Source organism: Halomonas sp. H5, from assembly GCF_050613175.1.
GTDB classification, from domain to species: Bacteria; Pseudomonadota; Gammaproteobacteria; order Pseudomonadales; family Halomonadaceae; genus Bisbaumannia; species Bisbaumannia salifodinae.
In genome coordinates, this window is record NZ_CP192510.1 from 3,756,179 (window position 1) to 3,779,958 (window position 23,780).

24 protein-coding genes are annotated in these 23,780 nt (G+C 67.0%); 8 read left to right on the forward strand and 16 right to left on the reverse strand.

The features are described from left to right. Window positions 1-50: 50 nt before the first annotated feature. Complete coding sequence (locus tag ACQ1W9_RS17310) at window positions 51-515, reverse strand: cold-shock protein (RefSeq protein ID WP_431024460.1); 465 nt, start codon at window positions 513-515, stop codon at window positions 51-53. 96 nt (window positions 516-611) lie between these two features. Here ACQ1W9_RS17310 and ACQ1W9_RS17315 point away from each other — a divergent pair, with 96 nt between their 5' ends. Then, on the forward strand, window positions 612-890 hold the full coding sequence (locus ACQ1W9_RS17315; protein WP_431024461.1) for a SlyX family protein: 279 nt from the start codon (window positions 612-614) through the stop codon (window positions 888-890). Window positions 891-1,086: 196 nt separating this feature from the next. Here the strand turns inward: ACQ1W9_RS17315 and trxB are convergent, their stop codons facing one another. The 3 genes from trxB to ACQ1W9_RS17330 form a co-directional block, all read right to left on the reverse strand. Then, the gene (trxB, locus tag ACQ1W9_RS17320) at window positions 1,087-2,037 is read right to left on the reverse strand and encodes a thioredoxin-disulfide reductase (protein WP_431024462.1); all 951 of its coding nucleotides are present in this window, start codon (window positions 2,035-2,037) and stop codon (window positions 1,087-1,089) included. A 141-nt stretch (window positions 2,038-2,178) separates the two neighbouring features. After that, a complete protein-coding gene (locus ACQ1W9_RS17325) occupies window positions 2,179-2,781 on the reverse strand; it encodes a peroxiredoxin (RefSeq protein WP_431024463.1) in 603 nt (200 codons plus the stop codon). 197 nt (window positions 2,782-2,978) lie between these two features. After that, on the reverse strand, window positions 2,979-3,188 hold the full coding sequence (locus tag ACQ1W9_RS17330; protein WP_195860581.1) for a CPXCG motif-containing cysteine-rich protein: 210 nt from the start codon (window positions 3,186-3,188) through the stop codon (window positions 2,979-2,981). Window positions 3,189-3,337: 149 nt separating this feature from the next. Here ACQ1W9_RS17330 and acnA point away from each other — a divergent pair, with 149 nt between their 5' ends. Next, window positions 3,338-6,097 (forward strand): aconitate hydratase AcnA, encoded by a 2,760-nt coding sequence (acnA, locus tag ACQ1W9_RS17335; protein ID WP_431024464.1) that lies wholly within the window; start codon window positions 3,338-3,340, stop codon window positions 6,095-6,097. Window positions 6,098-6,319: 222 nt separating this feature from the next. Continuing rightward, window positions 6,320-7,177 carry an ABC transporter substrate-binding protein gene (locus ACQ1W9_RS17340; RefSeq protein ID WP_431024465.1) on the forward strand — a complete coding sequence of 286 codons (858 nt, stop codon included), beginning with the start codon at window positions 6,320-6,322 and terminating at the stop codon, window positions 7,175-7,177. An 80-nt stretch (window positions 7,178-7,257) separates the two neighbouring features. Here the strand turns inward: ACQ1W9_RS17340 and ACQ1W9_RS17345 are convergent, their stop codons facing one another. The 11 genes from ACQ1W9_RS17345 to radC form a co-directional block, all read right to left on the reverse strand. Further along, window positions 7,258-8,925: an NAD-dependent malic enzyme gene (locus ACQ1W9_RS17345; protein ID WP_431024466.1), complete on the reverse strand. Its 1,668-nt coding sequence runs from the start codon at window positions 8,923-8,925 to the stop codon at window positions 7,258-7,260. Window positions 8,926-9,244: 319 nt separating this feature from the next. Beyond that, window positions 9,245-10,447: a YeeE/YedE family protein gene (locus ACQ1W9_RS17350; protein ID WP_431024467.1), complete on the reverse strand. Its 1,203-nt coding sequence runs from the start codon at window positions 10,445-10,447 to the stop codon at window positions 9,245-9,247. Window positions 10,448-10,587: 140 nt separating this feature from the next. After that, window positions 10,588-11,601, reverse strand: a complete 1,014-nt coding sequence (locus tag ACQ1W9_RS17355; RefSeq protein ID WP_431024468.1) for a tryptophan--tRNA ligase — start codon at window positions 11,599-11,601, stop codon at window positions 10,588-10,590. A 360-nt stretch (window positions 11,602-11,961) separates the two neighbouring features. Continuing rightward, on the reverse strand, window positions 11,962-13,077 hold the full coding sequence (gene ald, locus ACQ1W9_RS17360) for an alanine dehydrogenase (RefSeq protein WP_431024469.1): 1,116 nt from the start codon (window positions 13,075-13,077) through the stop codon (window positions 11,962-11,964). Between the two features lie 139 nt (window positions 13,078-13,216). Continuing rightward, on the reverse strand, window positions 13,217-13,657 hold the full coding sequence (locus ACQ1W9_RS17365) for an acyl-CoA thioesterase (protein WP_431024470.1): 441 nt from the start codon (window positions 13,655-13,657) through the stop codon (window positions 13,217-13,219). Next, window positions 13,654-13,986: a DUF2007 domain-containing protein gene (locus tag ACQ1W9_RS17370; RefSeq protein WP_431024471.1), complete on the reverse strand. Its 333-nt coding sequence runs from the start codon at window positions 13,984-13,986 to the stop codon at window positions 13,654-13,656. The genes ACQ1W9_RS17365 and ACQ1W9_RS17370 overlap by 4 nt, the downstream gene beginning before the upstream one ends. Before the next feature lie 6 nt (window positions 13,987-13,992). After that, window positions 13,993-15,183: a class I SAM-dependent rRNA methyltransferase gene (locus ACQ1W9_RS17375; protein WP_431024472.1), complete on the reverse strand. Its 1,191-nt coding sequence runs from the start codon at window positions 15,181-15,183 to the stop codon at window positions 13,993-13,995. Between the two features lie 74 nt (window positions 15,184-15,257). Beyond that, entirely contained in the window at window positions 15,258-16,079 is an 822-nt protein-coding gene (gene mutM / locus ACQ1W9_RS17380) for a bifunctional DNA-formamidopyrimidine glycosylase/DNA-(apurinic or apyrimidinic site) lyase (RefSeq protein ID WP_431024473.1), read from the reverse strand. A gap of 224 nt (window positions 16,080-16,303) precedes the next feature. Continuing rightward, window positions 16,304-16,459: a 50S ribosomal protein L33 gene (gene rpmG, locus ACQ1W9_RS17385; RefSeq protein ID WP_129140669.1), complete on the reverse strand. Its 156-nt coding sequence runs from the start codon at window positions 16,457-16,459 to the stop codon at window positions 16,304-16,306. Window positions 16,460-16,484: 25 nt separating this feature from the next. Continuing rightward, window positions 16,485-16,721, reverse strand: coding sequence for a 50S ribosomal protein L28 (gene rpmB, locus ACQ1W9_RS17390; protein WP_146804078.1), 237 nt, complete (start codon window positions 16,719-16,721; stop codon window positions 16,485-16,487). 281 nt (window positions 16,722-17,002) lie between these two features. Continuing rightward, window positions 17,003-17,677: a RadC family protein gene (gene radC, locus ACQ1W9_RS17395; protein WP_431024474.1), complete on the reverse strand. Its 675-nt coding sequence runs from the start codon at window positions 17,675-17,677 to the stop codon at window positions 17,003-17,005. Window positions 17,678-17,952: 275 nt separating this feature from the next. Here radC and coaBC point away from each other — a divergent pair, with 275 nt between their 5' ends. From coaBC to slmA, 5 genes are all read left to right on the forward strand, one after another. After that, the gene (gene coaBC / locus ACQ1W9_RS17400) at window positions 17,953-19,197 is read left to right on the forward strand and encodes a bifunctional phosphopantothenoylcysteine decarboxylase/phosphopantothenate--cysteine ligase CoaBC (protein ID WP_431024475.1); all 1,245 of its coding nucleotides are present in this window, start codon (window positions 17,953-17,955) and stop codon (window positions 19,195-19,197) included. Window positions 19,198-19,211: 14 nt separating this feature from the next. Further along, entirely contained in the window at window positions 19,212-19,682 is a 471-nt protein-coding gene (dut, locus tag ACQ1W9_RS17405; RefSeq protein WP_431024476.1) for a dUTP diphosphatase, read from the forward strand. Window positions 19,683-19,713: 31 nt separating this feature from the next. Further along, window positions 19,714-21,096, forward strand: a complete 1,383-nt coding sequence (locus ACQ1W9_RS17410; RefSeq protein WP_431024477.1) for a phosphomannomutase/phosphoglucomutase — start codon at window positions 19,714-19,716, stop codon at window positions 21,094-21,096. A gap of 30 nt (window positions 21,097-21,126) precedes the next feature. After that, window positions 21,127-22,029, forward strand: coding sequence for an acetylglutamate kinase (argB, locus tag ACQ1W9_RS17415; protein WP_431024478.1), 903 nt, complete (start codon window positions 21,127-21,129; stop codon window positions 22,027-22,029). 83 nt (window positions 22,030-22,112) lie between these two features. Continuing rightward, window positions 22,113-22,730, forward strand: coding sequence for a nucleoid occlusion factor SlmA (slmA, locus tag ACQ1W9_RS17420; protein ID WP_431024479.1), 618 nt, complete (start codon window positions 22,113-22,115; stop codon window positions 22,728-22,730). Window positions 22,731-22,865: 135 nt separating this feature from the next. On the opposite strand, the gene rpoH is transcribed toward slmA, so the two are convergent. Further along, the gene (gene rpoH, locus ACQ1W9_RS17425; protein WP_431024480.1) at window positions 22,866-23,732 is read right to left on the reverse strand and encodes an RNA polymerase sigma factor RpoH; all 867 of its coding nucleotides are present in this window, start codon (window positions 23,730-23,732) and stop codon (window positions 22,866-22,868) included. Window positions 23,733-23,780 lie beyond the last annotated feature (48 nt).

The following is a 23,780-nucleotide window of genomic DNA, read 5'->3' on the forward strand; positions in this document are numbered from 1 at the left end:
TGGGAAGGGTGCCAGATAAAACGCGCCGAGCGATGGCCAGGCGCTTCGATTCAAGTAATCACGGTGACATCGTCAGCCTGCAGCCCCCGCTCATTCTCGATCACCTGGTAACGCACTTTCTGGCCCTCGGCCAGGGTACGGTGCCCCTTGCCGCGGATGGCCCGGAAATGCACGAAGACATCCTGGCCGTTGTCGCGGGTGATAAAGCCATACCCTTTGTTGACGTTAAACCATTTCACCTCGCCGATCTCGCGATCGTCGGCCTCCACCTCGGCCAGGGTCGCCAGCCGGGGCGTCAGCAGGTTGACCGCCAGGGTGGCCACCAACAGCGAGAGGAAGACCGCGGCGGCCGCCGCCAGGTAGGTGGCCGCCACCTCGCCGGAGGCGAGCAGCTCGCCGAGCAGAGCCGCCAGCTCGGCATTGGCCTGGGCCACCAACACGGCCACCAGCAGCGGGGCCGGAGTGGCGAGCAGCAGGCTGATCAGGCTACAACGAAGTAATACCTTTTGATTCATGGACCTCGACTTCTCTTGTTATGAAGACAGTAAAAGCGCCAGCACGGCGGCGACGAGAAGCGGTGTTCGGTAACAACCACGATGGAAGGTGCCGCTATGCATGACGAGACAGACCCGAGCGATTCTAGCACGTCAAATCCAGGCCCGCTCGCCCGGCTGGAGGCACGCCTGGAGGCCCTGGAAAGCCGCATCGCCTACCAGGAGCACTGGCTGGAAACCCTGGATGGGGCGGTGGCCGACAAGGAGCACCGGCTGGACCAGCTGGAGCGCCTGAGCCAGCTGATGCAGGCCCGGCTACGCGAGCAGCACCGCACCCTGCAGGAGCAGGAGGGCGGCGGCTATTCCCCCGCGGACGAGGTGCCGCCGCACTACTAATTAGTAGCCGCGTCGCGCAACAGGGTGTACTCCAGGCCAGGAGAACGGCAGTTATTCCGCCGAGGGCGAAGTGCCGCCGCACTATTCGCCGCTAGCCGCTTCGCGGAAGCTGGAAGCCAGCCTAATGTTAATCGCCCCCATGGCCTTGCCATGGGGGCGATTTTTCTTCCGGCTTCAAGCTGCGGGCGCAGCCCGATCACTGCCCGTCGAGATAGCGCTCGGCGTCGAGGGCGGCCATGCAACCGGTGCCGGCGGAGGTGACCGCCTGGCGGTAGACATGGTCCATGACGTCGCCGGCGGCGAAGACGCCGGGCACGCTGGTGGCGGTGGCATTGCCGCCGAGGCCCGACTTGACCTGGATATAGCCGTTGTTCATCTCCAGTTGCCCCTCGAAGATGCCGGTGTTGGGGCTATGGCCGATGGCGATAAAGAGCCCCGGCGCCTGGATCTCCCTGGTGCTGCCATCCAGGGTGGACCGGATACGCACCCCGGTCACGCCGCTGTTGTCGCCCAGCACCTCGTCCAGGGTGTGGTTCCACTCCAGCACGATATTGCCGTTCTCGGCCTTCTCGAACAGCTTGTCCTGGAGGATCTTCTCGGCGCGCAGGCTATCGCGGCGGTGCACCAGGGTCACCTTGGCGGCGATATTGGAGAGGTAGAGCGCCTCCTCCACGGCGGTGTTGCCACCGCCCACCACCACCACTTCCTGGTTACGGTAGAAGAAGCCGTCGCAGGTGGCGCAGGCGGAGACCCCCTGGCCCATGAACTTCTGCTCGGATTCGAGCCCCAGGTAGCGGGCGCTGGCGCCGGTGGCGATGATCAGGGCATCGCAGCTGTAGGTGCCGCTGTCGCCCTTGAGGGTAAAGGGGCGCTCGCCCAGGCTCACCTCGTTGATATGATCGAACAGCACCTCGGTATCGAAGCGCTCGGCATGACGCTTCATGCGCTCCATCAGTTCCGGTCCCTGGACGCCGTTCTCATCGCCGGGCCAGTTGTCCACGTCGGTGGTGGTGGTCAGCTGCCCCCCCGCCTGGATGCCGGTGATCAGCAGCGGCTTGAGGTTGGCACGGGCCGCATAGACGGCAGCGGTATAGCCGGCCGGGCCGGAACCGAGAATGATCAGGCGTTCATGGCGTACTTCGCTCATCGGAAACCTCGTCGCTTCATCAAAGGCGGGATGCTCTGGTCTGGGTCCTGACAGGGCACAGACCACAACACCGGCAGCATTGTAACACCGCCCAGAACGTAAAGAGGCGGCCCGCAGGCCGCCTCCTCACATCGGGGTCGCTTACAGGGCTTCTGCGTTAGCGCCCAGGTACTTGGCGACGCCTTCGGCGTCGGCCTGCATACCTTCTTTACCCTCTTCCCAGCCAGCCGGGCAGACTTCGCCGTGGGTCTGGTGGTGCTTGAGGGCCTTGACCATGCGCACCATCTCGTCGACGTTGCGGCCCAGCGGCAGGTTGTTGACCACCTGGTGCTGGACGACGCCATCTTCGTCGATCAGGAAGGAGGCGCGCAGGGCAACGCCGGCTTCCGGATGCTCGATGCCGTAGGCCTGAGCGATGTCGTGCTTGACGTCGGCCACGATGGGGAAGCCGACTTCGCCGATGCCGCCGGCCTCCGGAGAGGTCTTGCGCCAGGCGTAGTGGGTGAACTGGGAGTCGATGGAGACACCGATCACCTCGACGCCCAGGTCACGGAAAGCGGCCAGACGGTTGTCGTGGGCGATGATTTCGGACGGGCACACGAAGGTGAAGTCCAGCGGCCAGAAGAACAGGACGCGGAGCTTGCCGTTGCTGTCGGAGAGCTTGAAGTTCTCGACGATCTCACCGCTATCCAGAACGGCTGCCGCTTCGAAATCAGGGGCTTGACGACCAACCAGTACGCTCATGCAAATCTCCTTAACGAGAGTGGGTGTTGCTGTCGTGAACTCGAACGGGGACTAGACTAAGGGGGGTGCCCCCCATATGGCAATTTAATAAGCCCAATAGGACATATAGCCGGACCCTATCTGCGACCGATGACGACGCCATGACGACTCGGCGTCGTCCGACACCTCGGCGAGCGCAGCCCGCTTTCGGACATCGCCTAGACGACCTCGTCGTCCCGGCCCAGGGTCACCTCCACCGACTCCCCATCGGCGGCGGCGACCTCCACCCGAACCTGGATCGGCGCGCAACAGCGCGGGCAATCTTCCCAGGTCTGGTGACTGCCCTGACTGGCATCCACCAGCAGGTCGAAGGCGGTGCTACAGTAGGGACAGTGCACGGCCAGAGAATTCAGCATTTCTTCATGCATGCCAGGCTCCCCGCGCACCGCCGGGCGAGTGAAAAGATGGGGGCGATGCGCATTGCCTTCAAGTCTAGCCGCCCCTCGCCTTGAAGACGTCTTCCGTTATGCCCATGTGATACTCATGGATGCTCGACCCCCTCGACAAGGAGGAGCGCATGAACACGACCACGCCGAACTACCGGCAGACCCTGGACGCCGATGGCATCACCTATCACTACTACAGCCTGCCCAAGGCCGCCGAAGCACTGGGCGATATCGATCGCCTGCCCAAGACCCTGAAGATCCTCCTGGAGAACCAGTTGCGCTTCGCCGATGACGACAGCGTCTCGGCGGACGACATGCAGGCCCTGGTCGACTGGCAGCGCCAGGGCCGCTCCGATCGCGAGATCGGCTACCGCCCGGCCCGGGTACTGATGCAGGACTTCACCGGCGTGCCCGGGGTGGTGGACCTGGCCTCCATGCGCGCCGCGGTAGAGGCCCTCGGCGAGGAGCCCTCTCGCATCAACCCGCTGTCACCGGTGGACCTGGTCATCGACCACTCGGTGATGGTGGACAAGTTCGGCAACCCCACCGCCTTCAAGGACAACGTGGCCATCGAGATGGAGCGCAACCACGAGCGCTACGAGTTCCTGCGCTGGGGCCAGCAGGCCTTCGACAACTTCCGCGTGGTGCCGCCGGGCACCGGCATCTGCCACCAGGTCAACCTGGAGTACCTGGGCAGGACGGTGTGGACCAAGCAGGAGAACGGCAAGACCCTGGCCTATCCCGACACCCTGGTGGGCACCGACTCCCATACCACCATGATCAACGGCCTGGGCGTGCTGGGCTGGGGCGTGGGCGGCATCGAGGCCGAGGCGGCCATGCTCGGCCAGCCGGTCTCGATGCTGATCCCCGAGGTGATCGGCTTCAAGCTCACCGGCAGGCTCAAGGAAGGCATCACCGCCACCGACCTGGTGCTGACGGTCACCGAGATGCTGCGCAGCCACGGCGTGGTGGGCAAGTTCGTGGAGTTCTACGGCGACGGCCTCAAGGATTTGCCCCTGGCCGACCGCGCCACCATCGCCAATATGGCCCCGGAGTATGGCGCCACCTGCGGCTTCTTCCCGGTGGACGAGGAGACCCTCCACTACCTGCGCCTGACCGGCCGCGACGACGCCCAGCTGGCCCTGGTGGAGGCCTACTGCAAGGCCCAGGGGCTATGGCGGGAGCCTGGCGACGAGCCGATCTTCAGCGACACCCTGCACCTGGACATGGGCGAGGTGGAGGCCAGCCTGGCCGGGCCCAAGCGGCCCCAGGATCGCGTCGTCCTGCCCGAGGTGCCCGCGGCCTTCGCGCGTTTCATGCGCGACGATGGCAAGGCCCCGATCGAGGCCCCCGCCGACACCTCCAACGAGAACGGCAATCTCGCCTCGGAAGGCGGCCAGACCGCGGTGGGTATCGAGGACAGCTACGAGCACCACGACAGCCAGGCCGTCGACCTGGATGGCGAGGCGTTCAAGCTCCACCCCGGCGCCGTGGTGATCGCCGCCATCACCTCCTGCACCAACACCTCCAATCCCAGCGTGATGATGGCCGCCGGCCTGCTGGCGCGGAAGGCCCGGGAGAAGGGCCTGACCACCCAGCCCTGGGTGAAGACCTCCCTGGCGCCGGGCTCCAAGGTGGTCACCGATTACCTCGAGGCCGGCGGCTTCAGCGAGGACCTGGAGGCCCTGGGCTTCCACTTGGTGGGTTACGGCTGCACCACCTGCATCGGCAACTCCGGCCCCCTGGCGGAACCCATCGAGGAGGCCATCCAGGCCGGCGACCTGGCGGTGGCCTCGGTGCTCTCCGGCAACCGCAACTTCGAGGGCCGGGTACATCCGCTGGTCAAGACCAACTGGCTCGCCTCGCCGCCCCTGGTGGTGGCCTATGCCCTGGCCGGCAATATGCGCCTCGACCTCAGCCGGGATCCGCTGGGCACCGGCAAGGATGGGAAGCCGATCTATCTCAAGGACCTATGGCCCAGCCAGGCGGAGATCGCCGAGGCCGTGGCCAAGGTCAACACCGCGATGTTCCACAAGGAGTACGCCGAGGTGTTCGATGGCGACGACGCCTGGCGGGCCATCGAGGTGCCCGAGAGCCGGGTCTACCAGTGGTCGACGGACTCCACCTATATCCAGCATCCGCCCTTCTTCGAAGGCATGGGACGCACCCCCGAGGCCATCGAGGACGTCGAGGGGGCGCATATCCTGGCCCTGCTGGGCGACTCGGTGACCACCGACCATATCTCGCCGGCCGGGGCCATCAAGCCCGACAGCCCCGCCGGGCGCTACCTGCAGGAGCGCGGGGTCCAGCCGGTGGACTTCAACTCCTATGGCTCGCGGCGCGGCAACCACGAGATCATGATGCGCGGCACCTTCGCCAATGTGCGCATCAGAAACGAGATGCTCGACGGCGTGGTGGGCGGCGAGACCCGCCATGTGCCCAGCGGCGAGCAGATGGCGATCTATGACGCCGCCATGAAATACCAGCAGGAGGGCACGCCGCTGGTGGTGATCGCCGGCAAGGAGTACGGCACCGGCTCGAGCCGCGACTGGGCCGCCAAGGGCACCCGGCTGCTCGGCGTGCGCGCGGTGCTGGCGGAGTCCTTCGAGCGCATCCACCGCTCCAACCTGATCGGTATGGGGGTGGTACCGCTGCAGTTTCCCGAGGGCGAGAACCGCAAGAGCCTGGGCCTGACCGGCGACGAGCGGATCTCCATCGAGGGGCTCGGCGAGCTGAGCCCGGGCGGCAGGGTCAGGGTGACCATCGCCTCCGACAAGGGCGAGAAGCGCATCGAGGCGCTGTGCCGTATCGATACCGCCAACGAGCTGGAGTACTACCGCCACGGCGGCATCCTCCACTATGTGCTGCGCAAGATGATCGGGTCGGCCTGACTCGGTTCGGCCTGACTCGGTTCGGCCTGACTCGGTTCGGCCTGACTCGGTTCGGCCTGAATAGGCTCGGCCTGACAGGCTTGTCACCTCCCTCCCGGCGGCCCATTCCGGGCCGCCTTGCGCAACACCCCGTTCGAGATTCCTCGGCCGACAGGCACCCTCGAATCTGGAATAGTGATAGGGGTTTTCCCCTGTGATCTATTCTCGATTAAAGGAGCGCCGATGAAGGCTCGTCTTACCCTGGCCGCCGCCCTGCTGACCCTGGCCGGCACCACCGCCCACGCCGAGGCCCCGGAGCGGCTCGCCGTCTTCGATCTGGGCAGCCTCGACACCCTCGATGCCCTGGCCCTGGAATCCCGGGTCGCCGGGGTGCCCAAGCAGTCCCTGCCGAGCTACCTCGCGGCCTTCGAGGGCGACGCCTATGCGGATCTCGGCGGCCTGCGTTCCCCCGACCTGGATGCCCTGGCCGGGCTCGATCCCTCGCTGATCGTGATCACCGGGCGCCAGAACGACTGGCGGGAGGAGTTCGAGGCCCTGGCCGAGGTCCAGGACGCCTCCCTCGCCGGCGACGACTACCTGGCCGCGGTGGAAGCCAACGCCCGCCGACTGGCCGAACGCCTGGAGGCCGATGCCGGGCCGGCCCTGGCGGAGCTGCGCGCCCATATCGAGGCGGCCCGGCAGGCCCTGGACGGCGCCCCCGAGGTGCTGGTCGCCACCCATAACGGCGGCAACCTGATGCTCAACAACCATCCGGTGGTACACCAGGTGCTGGGGCTGACCCAGCCGGCCGGGGCCGCTGGGCTAGCCGGCGAGGCCCGTGGTGAGCGCGTCTTCACGCCGCTGTCCCACGACGCCGTGGCGGAACTGGCCCCCGAAATCCTGCTGATCATCGATCGCAGCGCCGCTATCGGCGACGCCCCCCTGGTGCCGGCCGGGCTGGAGGCGGAGTTGGCCGCGGCGGGCGCCGAGGCGACCCGTGTCGCCGTGCTCTCCCCGGCCCTATGGTACCTCTCCGGCGGCGGCCTGCAGAGCCTGCGCCTGCAGGTCGACGAGGTGGTGGCCGCCCTTTCTCAGGGCTAAGCCCCGAGACCGAACCGGCCCCCATAACGCAGCCGGCCCCGCCAAATGGCGGGGCCGGCTGCATTGCGCTGTCGCCACCCTTAGAAGGCCCGGCGGCGGTACTCGCGATAGCGGGGGTACCAGAAGTTGGCCTCGATGGCCGCCTTCAGGGTGTCGTCATCGCTGCGCAGCGCCACGCCTTCGGCCTGGGCCTGCTTGGCCACGTCGAAGGCGATGGCCAGGCTGACCTCGCGGATCTCCGACAGGGACGGCAGCAGGGCGCCCTTGCCCTCCTTGACCATGGGGGCGCTCTTGGCCAGGGCATTGGAGGCGGCCATCAGCATGCCGTCAGTGATTCGGCTGGCCCCGACGGCGATCGCCCCCAGGCCGATGCCGGGGAAAATATAAGCGTTATTGCACTGAGCGATGGGGTAGGTCTGCCCCTCGAGTTCTACCGGCGCGAAGGGGCTGCCGGTGGCCACCAGGGCCTGCCCCTTCGTCCAGGTCAGCACCTCCTCGGGGGTCGCCTCCACCTTGGAGGTGGGGTTGGAGAGCGGCATCACCAGGGGCTGCGCGCAGCCGGCGTGCAGCGCCTCGATCACCTCCCGGGTAAAGAGGCCGCGCTGGCCGGAGACCCCGATCAGCACCGTGGGCCTGGCCTGAGTGATCACCCCCAGCAGGCTGGTATCGGCGAAATCGGCGGCATCGTGGGCCAGACGCGCCTGGAAGTCGTGCAGCCCGCTCATGTCCTGGGTCAGCAGGCCGTGGCGATCCACCATGAAGATCCGCGCCCGGGCCTCGGCCTCGGCGAGGCCCTCGCTCTGCATGGCCAGCACGATCTGCTCGGCGATGCCGCAGCCGGCGGAGCCGGCGCCCACGAAGGCGACCCGTTGCTCGCTGACCTTCTCGCCCTTGGCCTTGCAGGCGGCCAGCAGGGTCCCCACGCAGACCGCGGCGGTGCCCTGGATATCGTCGTTGAAGCAGCACAGCTCGTCGCGATAGCGCTCCAGCAGCGGCATGGCATTGGTCTGGGCGAAGTCCTCGAACTGCAGCAGCACCTTGGGCCAGCGGCGTTTCACCGCGGCGATAAAGTCGGCGATAAAGGCGTCGTACTCGGCCTGGGAGACCCGCGGATGGCGCCAGCCCATGTACATGGGGTCGTCGAGGAGCTGCTGGTTGTTGGTGCCCACGTCCAGGGTGATGGGCAGGGTATAGGCGGGGCTGATGCCGCCACAGGCGGTGTAGAGGGAGAGCTTGCCGATGGGGATGCCCATGCCACCGATGCCCTGATCGCCGAGGCCCAGGATACGCTCGCCATCGGTGACCACGATCACCTTGACGTTGTCCTTGGTGGCGCTGCGCAGCATGTCGTCCATATGCTCGCGATCCGGGTAGCCGATAAAGAGCCCCCGGTGGTTGCGATAGATATTGGAAAATTCTTCGCAGGCCTCGCCAACCGTGGGGGTATAGATGATCGGCAGCATCTCCTCCAGGTGCTCCTCCAGCAGCCGGAAGAAGAGGGTCTCGTTATCGTCCTGGATGGCGCGCAAATAGATATGCCGGTCCAGGTTGGTCTGGCACTGCTGGTACTGGCGGTAGGCCCGCTCCGCCTGCTCCTCGATGGACTCCACGTTCTGCGGCAGGAGCCCCACCAGATTGAAGGCGATGCGCTCCTGGAGGGTGAAGGCACTGCCCTTGTTGAGCAGCGGCATTTCCAGAAGCGAAGGGCCGGCATAGGGTACATAGAGGGGACGCTTGGTATCGTTCATCTCTCGTCTCGCGCTGTTCTGTATGGGGTCGTGGGCCGTTGGGCGCTCTGCCGGCGCCTTCTCTGCTGGCTGCGAGCTTAGCATGTCCGTATACAAAATCACCCACCCGGGCCGGGGGCGCGAGTGGGTGAAATCGCGGCTACCCGAAACGATACCGCTGTCGAATAAAGCGCGCTCCGATAGCACCCTACACTTTGTTTGAAAACTGTCTTCGCTCGCCCATACGGCGTTAAAAATCGGCTAAAAGTGCTCATTTGCACCGTATTTTCGCCGATTTTTGCCTTGTCTGGCCATTGCTCGCCGACTTTTCAGACAAAGCTTAGCAACCCTTAGCCGTCGGTTGCCGCCCCGCCTCACCGTCGAAGAAGAAGGGGCGCAAACGCACACCGAGCATATTGCCGGCGAAGGCCGCCACCAGCCATAGCCAGCCGTGCAGGCTGCCGGAGGCGATGCCACCGAAATACGCCCCAATATTGCAGCCGAAGGCGAGCCGGGCGCCGTAGCCCAGTAGCAGGCCGCCGATGACCGCCGCCACCAGGGAGCGGGCGGGAATCCGCAAGCTGGGGGCGAAACGCCCAGCCAGGCTGGCCGCCGCCAGGGCCCCCAGCATCACCCCAACGTTCATCACCGTGGTGATATCGCCCCACACACTGGCCTCAAGCGCCACCGCATTGCCCGGCGACCGCCAGTAGCCCCAGGCGGAGACGTCGCCACCGAGGAACTCGAAGCCCTTGGCGCCCCAGAGGGCGAAGGCGGAGGTGACGCCCCAGGGACGCCCGGCCAGGGCCAGGGTCGCGAAGTTGAGCAGCGCCAGGGCCACGGCACCGGCCAGCAACGGCCAGGGGCCGGTCAGCCAGCGACCGTTACCGGCATCGACACGTGGCACCCGCTCCAGTTGACCGTAGCGCCGCCGCTCCATCACCACGGTCAGGGCGGCGATGGCGGCGAACAGCGCCAGGCTGACGGCGATACCACTTGCCGCCCCCAGCTCCACCAGGGAGGTGGGGCGGAAGGCGGGCAAGCCCTGCCACCAGGTGAAGTGGGCGGTGCCGATCAGCGAGCCGACGATAAAGAAGAACAGGGTGACCAGCATACGGGCATTGCCGCCGCCCACGGTAAAGAGGGTCCCGGAAGCGCAGCCACCGCCCAGCTGCATGCCGATACCGAAGATAAAGGCGCCCACCAGCACCGAGACGCCGATGGGCGCTACATACCCGGAGACCGGGTTGCCAAACAGGCTACCGTCGACCAGGGCCGGGAAGAAGAGCACCACGGCGATGGCCAGCATCACCATCTGGGCACGCAGCCCGCGGCCGCGGCGTTCGGTGATAAAGACCCGCCAGGCAGCGGTGAAGCCGAAGGCGGCATGATAGAGCACCATGCCCAGAGCACCGCCCACCAGCATCAGCAGCCCCAGTCGCTCCCCCTGTGTCGCGAAGATAGTCAGGATGGCCAACGCCAATAGCGCCAGGGCGCCTCCCACCAGGGGGCGGGAAACGCGCGGCGCGGTCGTGTCTTGCATGATCGACTCCGATAAAATTAACAGCCTAACGACTAGGCTACCCGCCTCCCGCCGGACCGTGAAATAACTTCTTCCAATAGACAGGCCCCGCCGGGTGGGCCGACGGGGCCGTCTCTCGAGGCGAGGCCCTGGCAAAAGCCTTAGATAAAGCGTCCCAGCCCCATCGCCTGACGCAGGCGATCCATGGTGGGCGCCGCCTCGCCCCGGGCCCGCTCGGCGCCCTTCATCAGCACCGACTCGATATAGCCGGGATCCTCCATCAGCGCCTGATAGCGCTCCCGGGGCTCGCGAAGCTGCTCGTTGAGGTACTCGAAGAGGCGGTTCTTGGCGTCGCCCCAGCCGATGCCATTGGCATACTCCTGGCGCATCGCCTCGGCCTCCTCGGCGCTGGCGAAGGCGGAGTAGATCTGGAACAGGGTGCAGGCGTCCGGATCCTTGGGCTCGCCGGGCTCCAGGGAGTTGGTCTTGATCTTGCGCACCAGCTTGAGCAGCTTCTTCTCGGCGACGAACAGCGGGATGGTGTTGTTGTAGCTCTTGGACATCTTGCGGCCGTCCAGGCCATTGAGCACCGCCACCTTGTCGTCCACCACCGCTTCGGGGAGGGTAAAGAAGTTGCCCTTGAAGAGGTGGTTGAAGCGCCCGGCCATGTCCCGGGCCATCTCGATATGCTGGATCTGGTCGCGACCCACCGGCACCTTGTTGGCGTTGAACATCAGGATGTCCGCGGCCATCAGCACCGGATAGCCGAACAGGCCCATGGTGATGCCCTTGTCCGGATCCTGGTTACCGGCCTCCTCGTTCTCGGCCACCGCCGCCTTGTAGGCGTGGGCGCGGTTCATCAGCCCCTTGGCGCAGACGCAGGAGAGCATCCAGGTCAGCTCGGGAATCTCGGGAATATCCGACTGGCGATAGAAGATGGCGTTATCGGTATCCAGGCCCAGGGCCAGCCAGGTGGCGGCGATCTCCCGCCGTGACTCCTGCACCCGCTTGGGATCCTGACACTTGATCAGGGCATGGAAGTCGGCGAGGAAGTAGTAGGACTGGACGTTGGGGTCCTGGCTCGCCGCGATGGCCGGGCGGATGGCCCCCACATAGTTGCCGAGGTGGGGCGTGCCGGTGGTGGTGATACCGGTAAGAACGCGTGTCTTGGTCATGAAATCGATGGGCTCTGTCGGGATCGTTGACGAATGGGCCCATCTTAACGCGGCGCCCCGATCAAGGCGACCGGGGTGCCGACTGCACCACGGCTGTTGTAGACAATTCATTCCTTATTGAGGCTCGGGGCTAACCTGGGGGCGGGCCTTCACAAGGCGCAGTAAACCCTTCCCTGGGCGCTACATTTGCCCTGCTGCGCTCTCGCATCCTGCTTCACTTGCAGGGCCGGTGCTGGCCATCCTTGGCCAGCCCGTTCGGAGCGGTACTCCTCACCCCTGGCAAATGACCCTTGTTCCGCCCCACCCCCAGCGCCCCTCAGCCATTCCAACTGCGGTGGCCCTTCCAAATCCCCTGTCTATTCAACTGACCACGGAAGCGGGATCGACACTCTCCAGGCCGAAGGCCTCGGCCACGGCGGCATAGGTGACCCGGCCCTGGTGCACGTTGAGCCCCGGCAGGAAGTGGGGGTCGTCGGCCAGGGCCCGTTGCCAGCCCTTGTCGGCCAGGGCGATCACGAAGGGCAGGGTGGCATTGGTCAGCGCCTGGGTGGAGGTGCGCGCCACCGCCCCGGGCATATTGGCCACGCAGTAGTGGACGATCTCGTCCACCACATAGGTGGGCTCGGCATGGGTGGTGGGTCGACTGGTCTCGAAGCAGCCGCCCTGATCGATGGCCACGTCCACCAGCACGCTGCCCGGCCTCATGTCGGCCAGCATGGCGCGGGTGATCAGCTTGGGGGCGGCGGCCCCGGGGATCAGCACGGCGCCGACGATCAGGTCGGACTCGTGCACCACCTCGTCGATGGCGTCGGCGGTGGAGAAGCCCGTTTTCATGCGTCCCTGGTAGCGATCGTCCAGGGTCTCCAGGCGCGGAATCGACTTGTCCAGCACCGTCACCTCGGCGCCCAGCCCCAGCGCCATGCGGGCGGCATTCTCGCCCACCACGCCGCCGCCGATCACCGCCACCCTCGCCGGGGCCACCCCGGGCACCCCGGGCAGCAGGATGCCGGCACCGCCCTGAGCCTTCTCCAGGCTATGGGCGCCGGCCTGGATGGCCATGCGCCCGGCCACGGTGCTCATGGGCGCCAGCAGCGGCAGGCCGCCCTGACGATCGGTGATGGTTTCATAAGCGATGCAGGTGGCGCCGCTGCCCATCAGCCCCCGGGTCAGGGCCTCCTCGGCGGCCAGGTGCAGATAGGTGAAGAGAGTCTGGCCGGCGCTCAGGCGTTCCACCTCCTCGGGCTGGGGCTCCTTGACCTTGAGGATCAACTCGGCCTCCGCCCAGAGACTGGCCACCTCGGCTTCCAGCTCGGCCCCGGCGGCCCGGTAGGCGGCATCGGGGAAGCCGGCCCCCTCCCCGGCCCCGGCCTGTACCGTTACCCGATGCCCTCGGGCCACCAGCTCGCGAGCCCCGGTGGGGGTCAGGGCCACTCGGTATTCGTGGTTCTTGATCTCCTTGGGAAGGGCGATCTTCATGGCACCTCCTGATCGACATCGGTGACTGGCGTGAGATCATGCTCTCATTACAGCACAGCCATGCCATCACGATAGTTCCACGGAGATATTCAGCAATATCTCCGGAATCACAGGATTGGCACAGAAGGTTCGTCCGAAATCAGGGCACTTCACAGACCAGGGCGGCGCCGTAGCGCTCGCGGAAGGCCGTCGGCAGGCGCCGGGGGCGTCCGCTGGAGAGCTCGATACAGGCGAAGCGGGTGCGGGCCCGCAGCAGGGTCCGGTCATCGGCGGGGCGGCGCAGTTGGAAGCGCCGGGTCAGGGTCAGGCGACCGTCGCTGGCGACGATCCAGGTGGCCAACGCCAGGCGCTCGCCCTCGAAGGCCGGGGCCAGGTAGTCGATCTCGTGACGGTGCACCGCCATGCCGCGATCCAGGGCCCGGTAGTCCTCCAGGGTCAAGCCCAGGGAGGCGGAGTGGGCCCAACTGACCTTCTCGATCCAGCGCAGGTACTCGGCGTTGTTGACGTGGCCATACTCGTCGATGGCGGCGGCCTCCACCTCGAGCTCGAGGATAAAGGGCCCGGTCAGGTCCCAGCTCATCTCTGGCCTCCTTCCCTGGGGGTGCCACACTTCCAGCAGGTATCGAAGACGCCCTCCAGATGCTCGCCGCAGCCCGGGCAGTGCCAGGCGGGACGGCGTGAGGTGCCCTCCAGGGCGTCACGAATCAGCCCCTCGGCCCGGGCGGCGTTATGGGGCGCCACCCAGACCTCCGGCTCGCACTCTCCCAGGGGCAGCTCGCCGGCGCCGCCGCCCAGGGTCATATTGCGCAGCTCCGCGGGGATACCGGCGGCCGTCAGCAGGTTATGCAGATGGCTCACCAGCAGCGCATTGCTATGGGCAAAGACCCGCACATAGGAGGGTGCCGTCATCGAACCTCAGTCCCGGAAGACCCGGACGCCCAGGGCCTTGAGGTAGCTGGTTTCCGGAATCGCCGGATGCACCGGGTGATCCGGCCCCTGGTGGCCCTGGTAGATCACCTGGCCGTGGCGGTCCTGGTGACGCACCGCCCCGCGCACCACCTCCACCAGCCGCTCGGGGGCCAGGTGCATGGAGCAGGAGGCGGAGAGCAGCAGGCCGTCGCGGCCCAGCAGGCGCATCGCCTCGCGGTTGAGCCGCGAGTAGGCCCGCTCGCCGTTGGGGATATCCTTGCGCTTCTTGATAAAGGCGGGCGGGTCGAGAATCACCACGTCGAACTGCTCGCCATCGGCCTTGAGGGCGGCCAGGGCCTCGAAGGCATCGCCCTCGCCCACCGCCACCTGGTCGGCCAGGCCATTGAGGGCGGCGTTCTCGGCGACCCGCTCCAGGGCCTGGGCGGAGGCATCCACGCAGAGCACCTCGCTGGCGCCATGGGCCGCGGCCTGCACGCCCCAGCCGCCCACATAGCTGAACAGGTCGAGCACCCGCTTGCCGGCCACCAGGCCATTGAGCCAGGCGCGGTTGCTGCGGTGATCATAGAACCAGCCGGTCTTCTGGCCATCCAGCACCGGCGCCACGAAGCGCACGCCGTTCTCCTCCAGCAGCACCTGGTCGGGCAGCTCGCCGTGGACGACCTCCACCTGGGCCTCGAGCTGCTCCTGGCGACGCCCGGAGGAGTCGTTCTTGAAGACGATGGCCCGCGGCGAGAGGACCTTGTCCAGGGCCGCCACCACCTCCTCGGCGAGGCGCTCCATGCCCAGGGTGTTGAGCTGCACCACCAGCACATCGTCGAAGCGGTCCACCACCAGGCCCGGCAGCAGGTCGCCCTCGCCGTGAACCAGGCGATAGAAGGGCTTGGCATAGAGGCGCTCGCGCAGGCCCAGGGCCTGCTTGAAACGGTGCACCAGCAGGGAGCGGTCGAGGCGCACCTCGGCGTCACGGGAGACCACCCGGGCGCAGATCAGCGAGTGGGGGTTCACGTAGGCGATCCCCATGGCCTTGCCATTGGCCGCCTCGATCACCGCCTGGGCGCCGGGCTCGATGCCCTTGAGGGGCGTGGCCTCGATATCGATCTCATTGGAGTAGAGCCACAGGTGGCCCGCCTTGAGGCGGCGGTCGGCATTCTTCTTCAGGCGCAGGCGTTCGGTCACGGGGCTCTCCGTCAAGCAGACGTTTGGTTCATAGGGGCATTGTACCCCAGGAGGGGCCGTCAAGCGGCCCTGGATCAGTGTTGGCAGGCGGCGCAGTAGACGCTGGCCCGCTGGCCGAGGGTCACCAGACGCAGCTCGGCGCCGCAGCGTTGGCAGGGCTGGCCGTCACGTCCATAGACGTTGAGCCGCTGGGCGAAGTAGCCCGGCTCGCCGGTGCCGCTAACGAAGTCGCGCAGGGTGGTACCGCCCTGGGTGATGGCGGCGGCGAGCACCTCGCGCACCGCCGCGGCCAGGCGCTCATAGCGCTCGAGCGAGATACGCCCGGCGGCGCGCCGCGGATCGATACCGGCCATAAAGAGCGCCTCGCTGGCGTAGATATTGCCCACGCCCACCACCACGGCATTGTCCATCAGGAAGGGTTTCACGCTCAGGCGACGCCCTCGTGACAGTCGATGGAGGCGCGCCCCGTCGAAGGCCTCGGAGAGGGGCTCCGGTCCCAGGCGCGTCAGGCGCGGGTCGCTCTCGGGACCGCCCTGGAGCCAGTCGACGAAACCGAAGCGGCGCGGGTCGTGATAGCGCAGCACGCCGCCATCGTCGAGCACCAGGTCGATATGGTCGTGCTTGCGGGGCAGCTCGCCGAGGCGGACGATACGCAGGCTGCCGGACATGCCCAGGTGCCAGATCAGGCTACGAGCGTCATCCGCCAGCGGCATCAGCAGGTACTTGGCGCGACGCCCCAGGGCGCCGATACGCGCCCCCACCAGGGCATTCTCCAGCCCCTCGGGCACAGGGGTGCGCAGGCGCCGCTCGCGCACCCGCACCTCGCGGATCTCGCGCCCCTCGACATAAGGAGCAATCCCTCGCCGCGTCGTCTCGACCTCGGGCAATTCCGGCATTTCTCGATCGCCTCCTTATCGGCTGATGGCTAGCGGCCTGCGGAGGGGCGCGAGCCTCGCGCCCCTCCCTCTCTATCATGCGGCGCGATTCCCCGCCGCGTCGTCTCGACCTCGGGCAATTCCGGCATCTGGCGCCTCCTCGCTGCCTGTCAGATACGCAAGAACCCGGTCGTGACCGGGTTCTCGGGGCAGGCCGACTCGCCTGCGGTGGAAGCGATCAAGACTTACTTGATCTTGGCTTCCTTGTACATCACGTGCTTGCGGACGACCGGATCGTACTTCTTGAATTCGAGCTTGTCCGGAGTGTTCCGCTTGTTCTTGTTGGTGGTGTAGAAGTGGCCGGTACCGGCGCTGGACACCAACTTGATCTTGTCACGCATGACAGCTTCTCCCAGGAGTTAAGACTTAGATGCTTTCACCGCGCTTGCGGATATCGCCGAGCACCGCTTCGATGCCCTTCTTGTCGATGATGCGCATGCCTTTGGAGGAGACGCGCAGCTTGACGAAGCGCTTCTCGGACTCCACCCAGAAACGGTGGCTGTGCAGGTTCGGCAAGAAACGACGACGGGTCTTGCGCTGGGAGTGTGAAACGTTATTACCAGTCACCGGGCGCTTGCCGGTAACCTGACATACTTTGGACATGGGAGCCTCCAACCGCGTGGCGAGTTGTTCAAAACCTGTCGGGCAAACCGGGAAGGGCGAACGGCAGGTCACCGCCTCATGCCCCCTACATTTAACCCAAGGGAATTCAAAGGCTGCACTTTATACCAGACGCGGCAAGACACGGCAAGCGCCGTGCGTTGTTCCGCCCCGGGCGGCAGCTCGGGATTCGCACTCGGAGCCGGCAATTGCCGGCAAAATTGTCGGGGACAGCGAGGCCATCGAGGCGCCATCCTACCCCAAGCGGGGCGGGCGTTCCAGCGTTACAGCCAGCCCCGCTCGGCGAAGGAGACCACCTCGGCATCGCCCACCACGAAATGGTCCAGCACGCGGATCTCGAAGAGTTCCAGGGCCGCCTTGAGACGCTCGGTGATACGCCGGTCCGCGTCGCTGGGCTCGGCCACCCCCGAGGGGTGGTTATGGGCGAAGATCAGCGCCCCGGCGCCCAGTTCCAGGGCGCGCCTGGCCACCTCCCGGGGATAGACGGAGGCGCTGTCGAGGGTGCCGCGGAACAGCGACTCGAAGCGGATTACCCGGTGCTGGCTGTCCAGGAAGAGGGCCGCGAACTCCTCATGGCCCAGGTGGCGCAGCCGCGAGGCAAGATAGGCACGCACCAGGGTCGGCGAGGTCAGGGCCGCCTCCCGAGCCAGTTGGCTGGCCAGATGCCGCCGGGAGAGCTCCAGGGTGGCCTGGAGCTGCACGAATTTGGCCATGCCCAGGCCCCGCTCGGCGCAGAAGCGCGTCTGATCGGCCTCCAGCAGCGGCCTCAATCCACCGAAGGCGCTCAGCAGGTCCCGGGCCAGGTCCACCGCCGAGCGCCCCGCCACCCCCACCCGCAGGAAGATCGCCAGCAACTCCGCATCGGAGAGCGCCTCGGGCCCCAGCGCCAGGAGCTTTTCCCGGGGGCGCTCCCCCTCCGGCCAGTCACGAATCGACATCAGGTGCCTCCTTGCACGGCCTGGACCTCCTCCCAGTGTAGGCCAGAGCTATCGCGGTCCGGGGCTATCCTGGGGGCAGGCCGTCGCGGGGCGCTGTAAACCCCTCCCTGGGCGCTACTTTTGCCATCCATGGCAACCCCCCCCCCGCTCCATCTTGCTCCCAGCGCCCCTCAGCCATTTCAACTGCCTTTGACCTGCGGTGTAGGCGCCATAACTACGCAAGGCGGGGCGCCGGTGGTAAGGTAGGCGCCTGGATTTTTCGCGCGGATACCGCCATGTCTTCACTCCTCGGCACTCCCCTCGCCGGCCGTCGCGTCCTGCTGGGCATCAGCGCCGGCATCGCCGCCTACAAGAGCGCTCACCTGGCCCGCTTGCTGAAGAAGGCCGGCGCCGAGGTGCGCGTGGTCATGACCGACGGCGCCCAGGCCTTTATTACGCCCCTGACCCTCCAGGCCCTGACCGGCGAGCCGGTGCGCACCTCCTTGCTCGACCCCGAGGCCGAGGCGGGCATGGGCCATATCGAGCTGGCCAAGTGGGCCGAGCTGATCCTGATCGCCCCGGCCACCGCCGACCTGATGGCGCGCCTGGCCCAGGGCATGGCGGATGACCTGCTGACCACCCTGTGCCTGGCCAGCGAGGCCGAGCGGGTGATGGCCCCGGCCATGAACCAGGCCATGTGGCGCCACCCGGCGACCCAACGTAACGCCCAGCGCCTGCAGGCCGACGGCTGGCGCCTGCTGGGCCCGGAGGCCGGCGACCAGGCCTGCGGCGACGTGGGGCCGGGGCGCATGCTGGAGCCGGAGGAGATCATCGCCGACCTGGAGGCGGCCACCAGCCAGCCCGCCGCCGGGCGCCATGTGGTGATCACCGCCGGCCCCACCCGGGAGCCGCTGGACCCGGTGCGCTACCTCTCCAACCACAGCTCCGGCAAGATGGGCTACGCCCTGGCCGAGGCCGCCGCGGCCCTGGGCGCCAAGGTCACCCTGATCAGCGGCCCGGTCACCCTGGCCACCCCCGCCGGGGTGGAACGCCTCGACGTGGAGAGCGCCGCCGAGATGCATTACGCCGCCCAGCGCCTGGCCGGCGAGTGCGACCTCTTTATCGGCTGCGCGGCGGTGGCGGACTACCGCGCCGAGCAGGTGGCCGAGCACAAGATCAAGAAGAGCGATGACGATGACGGCCTGACCCTCAAGCTGGTCAAGAACCCGGATATCATCGCCGCCGTGGCGGCCCGCGCCGATCGCCCCTATGTGGTGGGCTTCGCCGCCGAGACCCGCGATGTCGAACGCTATGCCCGGGACAAGCTGACCCGCAAGAAGCTCGATATGGTGGTGGCCAACGACGTCTCCCAGGCCGGCCTCGGCTTCGGCGCCGATGACAACGCCGCCCTGCTGCTTTGGCACCAGGGCAACCAGGAGGCCCGCCGCGAGCTGCCGGCCCAGTCCAAGCGCGACCTGGCCCGGGCGATCCTCGAGACCGCCCTGGACGCTCAGGCGGCGCCCCCGACCTCCCCTCGATAAGCACAGGTTTGCTCATGACCCATCACGCTTCCCGCCCGCGCCTGGCGGTCAAGATTCTCGACGAGCGCGTCCGCGAGTTCGGCCTGCCCCACTACGCCACCGGCGGCTCCGCGGGCATGGACCTGCGTGCCCTGCTCGACGCCCCCCTGACCCTGGCCCCCGGCGAGTGCCAGCTGGTACGCACCGGCCTGGCCATCCATATCGCCGACCCGGGCCTGGCCGGGGTGATCCTGCCCCGCTCCGGCCTGGGCCATAAGCACGGCATCGTGCTGGGCAACCTGGTGGGGCTGATCGACTCCGACTACCAGGGCGAGCTGATGATCTCGGTGTGGAACCGCGGCCAGGCCGACTTCATCCTGGAGCCCTTCGAGCGCCTGGCCCAGTACGTGCTGGTGCCGGTGGTGCAGGCCGAGCTCGAGGTGGTCGACGACTTCGCCGCCAGCGACCGTGGCACCGGCGGCTTCGGTAGCTCCGGTCGTCGCTGAACGCCTCCCCGTCAGTCAAGGAATCGACCCCATGACCCAGGTCCCCGCCTCCATCTTCCGCGCCTACGATATCCGCGGCATCGTCGACGACAGCCTCAGCGAGGCCAATGTGACCCGTATCGGCCAGGCCATCGGCAGCGAGGCCCGCGCCCGCGGCGAATCCACCCTGGTGGTCGCCCGTGACGGCCGCCTCTCCGGGCCGCGCCTGCAGGCCGCCCTGATGCAGGGCCTGACCCAGGCCGGCTGCGACGTCATCGATATCGGCATGGTGCCCACCCCGGTGCTCTACTACGCCACCCATGTGCTGGAAGGCACCGCCTCCGGGGTGATGGTCACCGGCAGCCATAATCCGCCGGACTACAACGGCTTCAAGATCGTGCTGGGCGGCGAGACGCTCTCCGGCGAGGCGATCACCGCCCTGCATACCCGGCTTCAGGAAGGGGACCTAGCCTCGGGCCAGGGCAGCGTACGTGAAGAGGACGTGCGCGAGGCCTATCTGGCGCGCATCCTCGGCGATATCCGCGTCGAGCGCCCCCTCAAGGCGGTGGTGGACTGCGGCAACGGCGTGGCCGGCGAGCTGGGGCCGCAACTGATCGAACGCCTGGGGGTGGAGACGATTCCGCTCTATGCCGAGATCGACGGCACCTTCCCCAACCACCACCCGGACCCGGGCAAGCCGGAGAACCTGGTGGACCTGATCCGCAGCGTGCGGGAGAGCGGCGCCGATATCGGCCTGGCCTTCGACGGCGACGGCGACCGCCTGGGCGTGGTCACCCCCGCCGGCGAGCTGATCTACCCGGATCGCCTGATGATGGCCTTCGCCGAGGCGATGCTCGAGGAGACCCCCGGCGCCCGGGTGATCTTCGATGTGAAGTGCACCGGCAACCTGGCCCGGGTGATCGAGGCCGCCGGCGGCACCCCGGAGATGTGGCGCACCGGCCACTCCCTGATCAAGGCGCGCATGAAGGAGACCGGCGCTCAGCTTGCCGGCGAGATGAGCGGCCATATCTTCTTCCAGCAGCGCTGGTACGGCTTCGATGACGGCCTCTACGGCGCCGCCCGCCTGCTGGAGCTGCTCTCCCGCCAGGCCGCCGACGCCGATGCCTTCTTCGCCCGCTACCCCCAGGACCTGGGCACCCCGGAGCTCAATATCACCGTCACCGACGAGTCCAAGTTCGCCCTGGTGGCGCAACTGGCCCGGGAGGGCGACTTCGGCGACGACGGCGTCAAGACCACCCTGGACGGCATCCGCGTCGACTACCCGGACGGCTGGGGGCTGTGCCGCGCCTCCAACACCACCCCGGTGCTGGTGCTGCGCTTCGAGGGCAAGAACGAGGCGGCGCTGACGCGTATCCAGGCGCGCTTCGGCGCGGCCCTGAAGGCGGTCGCCCCGGAGCTGGCCCTGCCCTTCTGAATAACGATGATCGACACCAAGGACACGCCCATGACCGACCAACAGACCCGCGATCCCCAGCTCACCGTGGAGGTACTCTCCGAGGCGCTGCCCTATATCCAGCGCTTCTCCGGCAAGACGGTGGTGGTCAAGTACGGCGGCAATGCCATGACCGAGGACACCCTGATCGACTCCTTCGCCCGGGACATGGTGTTGCTCAAGGAGGTGGGCATCAATCCGGTGGTGGTGCATGGCGGCGGCCCCCAGATCGGTGACCTGCTGGCCAAGCTCAATATCGAGTCGCGTTTCGTCAACGGCATGCGGGTCACCGATGCCGAGACCATGGACGTGGTGGAGATGGTGCTGGGCGGCCTGGTCAACAAGGGCATCGTCAACCTGATCAACCAGTGCGGCGGCAAGGCCATCGGCCTGACCGGCAAGGACGGCAGCCAGATCCGCGCCCGCCAGCTCAAGGTGGAGCACCAGTCCCCGGAGATGACCGCCCCGGAGATCATCGATATTGGCCATGTGGGCGAGGTGGAGCATGTCTCCACCGACCTGATCGAGATGCTCGCCGAGCGTGACTTCATCCCGGTGATCGCTCCCATCGGGGTGGATGCCGAGGGCCATAGCTACAATATCAACGCCGACCTGGTGGCCGGCAAGGTGGCCGAGGCCCTGGGCGCCGAGAAGCTGATGCTGCTGACCAATGTGGCCGGCCTGATGAACGGCGAGGGCGAGGTGCTGACCGGCCTCTCCACCCAGGATGTGGACGCCCTGATTGCCGACGGCACCATCCATGGCGGCATGCTGCCGAAGATTCGCTGTGCCCTGGAGGCCGTCAAGGGCGGCGTGCAGAGCGCCCATATCATCGATGGCCGGGTGCCCCACGCCACCCTGCTGGAGATCTTTACCAATGCGGGGGTCGGCACGCAAATTCTCGACGCCGAGTGAGGCACGGCTGGGCGGCACGATTTGCGCCGCCTCCCAGGCCTGATTAGGATGAGCCCATCGCACGGAATAACCAGAAGAAGCTCATGACGCAGGAAGCTACCAAAATCAATCGCCGCGAGCAGATCCTCCAGGCCTTGGCCCTGATGCTCGAAGAGGACAGCGGCAAGCGCATCACCATCGCCTCCCTGGCACGCCAGGTGGGCGTCTCCGAGGCGGCCCTCTACCGCCATTTCCCCAGCAAGGCGCGGATGTTCGAGGGGTTGATCGAGTTTATCGAGGAGAGCCTCTTCGCACGGATTCGCCGCATCCTCGACGAGACCCCGGAGGCCCTGCCCCGCTGCCAGCAGATCCTCACCCTGCTGCTGGGCTTCGCCGAGAAGAACCCCGGGTTGTCGCGGCTGCTGGGGGGCGACGCCCTGACCGGCGAGACCGCCCGGCTGCGGCTGCGCATGCACCAGTTGTTCGAGCGCCTGGAGACCCAGTTCAAGCAGATCCTTCGCGAGGCGGAGATCCACGAGGGGCGGCGCCCGGTGCTCGGTGCCAGCAGCGCCGCCAACCTGCTGCTCTCCCACGTGGAGGGACGCATCAGCCAGTATGTGCGCAGCGACTTCCGGCGCCGCCCCACCGAGTTCTGGGAGGATCAGTGGCAGCTGCTCTCCGCCGGCCTGCTGACCGAGACGCGCCAGGCGCAGACGGCCTAAGGAAGGCAGGAGCAAGGCGGCCCTCTCGGGATGCCAATAAACAAGAGCCCCCGCCGGCGTACCGGCGGGGGCTCTTGGTTTCAGGCGCCTTCGGCGCCAATCGCGCACTGAAGTGCGCTCCTACATTGATAGCGATCAGGCCACCAGGGCGTCGCCGATCTGCTGCTTGATCTTCTTCATGGCGTTCTTCTCCAGCTGGCGGATACGCTCGGCGGAGACACCATAGATATCGGCCAGGTCGTGGAGGGTCGCCTTGGGCTCGCTGAGCCAGCGCCGATGGAGGATATCCCGGGAGCGCTCGTCGAGGCCCTCCAGGGCCTGCTGCAGGCGCCGGGTGGCCCCCTCCTCCCAGTCGCTGTCCTCCAGCTGCACGGCCGGGTCGTAGCGGCCATCCTCCAGGTAGTGCACCGGCGCCTGGTAGCCCTGATCCTCCTCCTCGGCGGGGGAAGCGTCGAAGCCGGCATCATAGGCGGCCAGGCGCCCTTCCATCTCGCGCACCACCTCCGGCTTGACATCGAGGTCCTTGGCGATGGCATCGACCTCGTCGTTGTTCAACCAGGCCAGGCGCTTCTTGGCGCTGCGCAGGTTGAAGAACAGCTTGCGCTGGGCCTTGGTGGTGGCCACCTTGACGATGCGCCAGTTGCGCAGCACGTATTCGTGAATCTCGGCCTTAATCCAATGCACGGCGAAGGAGACCAGGCGTACCCCCTGATTGGGGTCGAAGCGCTTGACCGCCTTCATCAGGCCCACATTGCCCTCCTGGATCAGGTCGGCCTGGGGCAGGCCATAGCCGGAGTAACTGCGAGCGATATGCACCACGAAGCGCAGATGCGCCAACACCAGGCGGCGCGCCGCTTCCAGGTCGCCCTCGTCATAGAGGCGATAGGCCAGCTCGCGCTCCTCCGCGGCGGAGAGCACGGGAATGCCGTTGACGGCCTGGATATACCCGTTCAGATCATGGCCCGGTGATAACTGGCCAACAGGCAGAAGACGAGTGCTCATAGGGTGCGTGTCTCCAAGATGCCCTTAACTCACGATAACGTTAGGTAA

Bases quoted from the DNA above. Each gene is read 5' to 3' on its own strand.
- ACQ1W9_RS17310 (WP_431024460.1), bottom strand. From the start codon at position 515: ATGAATCAAAAGGTATTACTTCGTTGTAGCCTGATCAGCCTGCTGCTC.
- ACQ1W9_RS17315 (WP_431024461.1), top strand. From the start codon at position 612: ATGCATGACGAGACAGACCCGAGCGATTCTAGCACGTCAAATCCAGGC.
- trxB (WP_431024462.1), bottom strand. From the start codon at position 2,037: ATGAGCGAAGTACGCCATGAACGCCTGATCATTCTCGGTTCCGGCCCG.
- ACQ1W9_RS17325 (WP_431024463.1), bottom strand. From the start codon at position 2,781: ATGAGCGTACTGGTTGGTCGTCAAGCCCCTGATTTCGAAGCGGCAGCC.
- ACQ1W9_RS17330 (WP_195860581.1), bottom strand. From the start codon at position 3,188: ATGCATGAAGAAATGCTGAATTCTCTGGCCGTGCACTGTCCCTACTGT.
- acnA (WP_431024464.1), top strand. From the start codon at position 3,338: ATGAACACGACCACGCCGAACTACCGGCAGACCCTGGACGCCGATGGC.
- ACQ1W9_RS17340 (WP_431024465.1), top strand. From the start codon at position 6,320: ATGAAGGCTCGTCTTACCCTGGCCGCCGCCCTGCTGACCCTGGCCGGC.
- ACQ1W9_RS17345 (WP_431024466.1), bottom strand. From the start codon at position 8,925: ATGAACGATACCAAGCGTCCCCTCTATGTACCCTATGCCGGCCCTTCG.
- ACQ1W9_RS17350 (WP_431024467.1), bottom strand. From the start codon at position 10,447: ATGCAAGACACGACCGCGCCGCGCGTTTCCCGCCCCCTGGTGGGAGGC.
- ACQ1W9_RS17355 (WP_431024468.1), bottom strand. From the start codon at position 11,601: ATGACCAAGACACGCGTTCTTACCGGTATCACCACCACCGGCACGCCC.
- ald (WP_431024469.1), bottom strand. From the start codon at position 13,077: ATGAAGATCGCCCTTCCCAAGGAGATCAAGAACCACGAATACCGAGTG.
- ACQ1W9_RS17365 (WP_431024470.1), bottom strand. From the start codon at position 13,657: ATGAGCTGGGACCTGACCGGGCCCTTTATCCTCGAGCTCGAGGTGGAG.
- ACQ1W9_RS17370 (WP_431024471.1), bottom strand. From the start codon at position 13,986: ATGACGGCACCCTCCTATGTGCGGGTCTTTGCCCATAGCAATGCGCTG.
- mutM (WP_431024473.1), bottom strand. From the start codon at position 16,079: ATGCCGGAATTGCCCGAGGTCGAGACGACGCGGCGAGGGATTGCTCCT.
- rpmG (WP_129140669.1), bottom strand. From the start codon at position 16,459: ATGCGTGACAAGATCAAGTTGGTGTCCAGCGCCGGTACCGGCCACTTC.
- rpmB (WP_146804078.1), bottom strand. From the start codon at position 16,721: ATGTCCAAAGTATGTCAGGTTACCGGCAAGCGCCCGGTGACTGGTAAT.
- radC (WP_431024474.1), bottom strand. From the start codon at position 17,677: ATGTCGATTCGTGACTGGCCGGAGGGGGAGCGCCCCCGGGAAAAGCTC.
- coaBC (WP_431024475.1), top strand. From the start codon at position 17,953: ATGTCTTCACTCCTCGGCACTCCCCTCGCCGGCCGTCGCGTCCTGCTG.
- dut (WP_431024476.1), top strand. From the start codon at position 19,212: ATGACCCATCACGCTTCCCGCCCGCGCCTGGCGGTCAAGATTCTCGAC.
- ACQ1W9_RS17410 (WP_431024477.1), top strand. From the start codon at position 19,714: ATGACCCAGGTCCCCGCCTCCATCTTCCGCGCCTACGATATCCGCGGC.
- argB (WP_431024478.1), top strand. From the start codon at position 21,127: ATGACCGACCAACAGACCCGCGATCCCCAGCTCACCGTGGAGGTACTC.
- slmA (WP_431024479.1), top strand. From the start codon at position 22,113: ATGACGCAGGAAGCTACCAAAATCAATCGCCGCGAGCAGATCCTCCAG.
- rpoH (WP_431024480.1), bottom strand. From the start codon at position 23,732: ATGAGCACTCGTCTTCTGCCTGTTGGCCAGTTATCACCGGGCCATGAT.